Source organism: Nostoc sp. (genome assembly GCF_035638895.1).
Classification (GTDB): Bacteria; Cyanobacteriota; Cyanobacteriia; order Cyanobacteriales; family Nostocaceae; genus Nostoc.
In genome coordinates, this window is the sequence record NZ_DASQZC010000529.1 from 1 (window position 1) to 2,321 (window position 2,321).

The 2,321-nt window shown below is 41.6% G+C and carries 2 protein-coding genes; both read right to left on the reverse strand.

All coding sequences use genetic code 11. The features are described 5' to 3' along the window. Window positions 1–3 precede the first annotated feature (3 nt). Window positions 4–1,002, reverse strand: a complete 999-nt coding sequence (locus tag VE944_RS26185) for a hypothetical protein (protein ID WP_324984049.1) — start codon at window positions 1,000–1,002, stop codon at window positions 4–6. Between the two features lie 106 nt (window positions 1,003–1,108). After that, a partial coding sequence (locus VE944_RS26190) for an MFS transporter (protein WP_324984052.1) occupies window positions 1,109–2,321 on the reverse strand: 1,213 nt, incomplete at its 5' end.

The following is a 2,321-nucleotide window of genomic DNA, read 5'->3' on the forward strand; positions in this document are numbered from 1 at the left end:
ATATTACGTCTTGACAGGGAAACGAGAAATTGTCCATAAGATAAGCAGGAAAATTAAGTAAATTACGCCAACTAGCCCAAACTCAATCAAAGGAATATAGGTTACTTCGTAAATTCTGCCCAAGCCGCGTTCAGTTAGCCCATAAACGGCCATTACACTCACTAAAAAGGCTCCGTAGATAGTACGTTTAGTCAAGATACTCACAGGTAGACCGTGGAGTTGAGTAAGTACTAAAATGCCAAGAAAACCAAAGAGAAATGTTGGCCACTTGGTTTGTCCTAACATAAAAGATACAATAACACTATGCAATAACACTGAAATTTCTAAAGTAAATGTCCACCAGCGATTTACATGGGTGCGGTTAAAGATCAATGACGATTGGAGCAGAAGCAAGAACATATAGAGAAAACCAATCAAGTGCCCCAAAGTAGCTTCCATTGGATGATACCAGAAGGTATAGATAGCGGCAAAGGAGAAAAAGTAGCCGTGGTACAGCTTGATAATTTGCAAAAACTGTTGATGAAAGGGAACAGAATTGCCAAAAAACAAACCGCGTCGAGGCGTTTCCAAAATCAGTACGAAGACCAGTAGGAGAACAACCGCACCTTGAGAAGCCCAAATTGAGGTATCTTGAGCTAGAGCATCGTACCAAATATAGGTCTGGAGAAAGTGTAAAGCGATGAATGCACCATTAATAGCAAGCATGAGGTAGTTAATCGGGTGCAACGCTGATTTGTATTTCAACTGCGATGCCTGCGGCGGGCGTAGCCATCGCTGCGCCCACAAGATACACCCCCAGATGCTAAACTGATGCCCAAGGTACATACCCCAAGCCGTCGCCCGACTCCAAAAGGTTGGTTGGGGAAGCTTCCAGTAATACCAGTTTAATCCTTGGTCAGGAAGTTTGATGATGCTTGCAGGAATGCTTCCACCTACCCAAATTGCATAGGTGAGGAGAATGCTTACAAAGATGCCTAAAAATAATACTCGACGACCAGTCATAGTAATTTTAGATTTTAGATTTTAGATTTTGGATTTGGGATTTGGGATTAAAAATCTTTAATACAAGGCTGTTTCAAAAAACTATTAAGTTTTGAAATCAAGATTGTCAGGCGATACGTTCTGTGTTTGGTTCAGATGCACTTTTCATTACTCGCAAACTAAGAGTCAAAGCTACTAGCATTACTAAAAATCCACTCAGAAAAGGAGCAGAACTCCCAAATTTCATAAAACTAACCCCTGCCCAGATTGGGCCACCAATCCGTGCCAACGCAGAGCAAGAACTAGCAATACCTAATATTTGTCCTTGTTCTTCTGGGGCTGTCATTTGGGAAATCAGGCTGTTCAATATTGGTTGGCTAATACTAATTCCCCATGCTACAAGCGTGGTGGCGACCAACAATAAAATTAAACTTTGTGAGAATCCAATTAACAGTAATCCTGAACCTAACCCTAATATCCCCAAAATAAGTAATTTTATTTCACCGAAGTATTTTTTGAGGAATCCGATCAGTCCTCCTTGAATGATTGTGCTGACAATCCCCATGAAAGCAAAAAGATAACTAGTTTGTTGAGGGCCCCAGTTTAATTGCTGCTTAGACCATAAAGCCAATGTAGAGTCCATAGACGCAACAGCAAAGGTAACAAAAAAGTAGATGCCAGCAAGCAAGCAAAACTGTGGACGTTGTGACACTTGTAGCAAGTTCAGCCGTCGCTGACGGTAGCGATGAGCTTGGATTTTGGCTTTAGTCTCAGAATTCAAAGATTCTGGAAGTAATATCAAAGCACAAAGCAATGCTAATAAAGATAATCCGGCTGCGAACAACGATGGTAGATGGAAGTTAGCGTTGTTCCGATCAGACCCGATCAGAATACCTCCAATTGCTGGACCGAGAATAAAGCCAAGGCCAAAAGCTGCTCCAATTATGCCCATGCCACGAGAGCGATTAGCTGGCGTGGTAATATCTGCTATGTACGCCTGAGCAGTACTAATATTCCCTGCCATAATCCCGGCAAGACTACGAGCAATAAATAAAATCCATAATGAGTTGGCAAAGCCTAAGCCTGCGTATGCAATTACAGAACCGAATAAAGTGAGTAGCAAAATCGGACGGCGACCGTAGCGATCGCTAAATTTACCCCATAATGGTGCAAATAAGAACTGCATTAAAGAATAAATAGCTACAAGTAGTGTCGCTTCATTAGGTTTTGCCCCGAATTGTTCAGCATACAAAGGCAGTATCGGTAGGATTATTCCGAAGCCGAGCAAGTCTATAAATACAGTCAAAAATAAGACGAATATAGCCCTGCTATTATTTTTA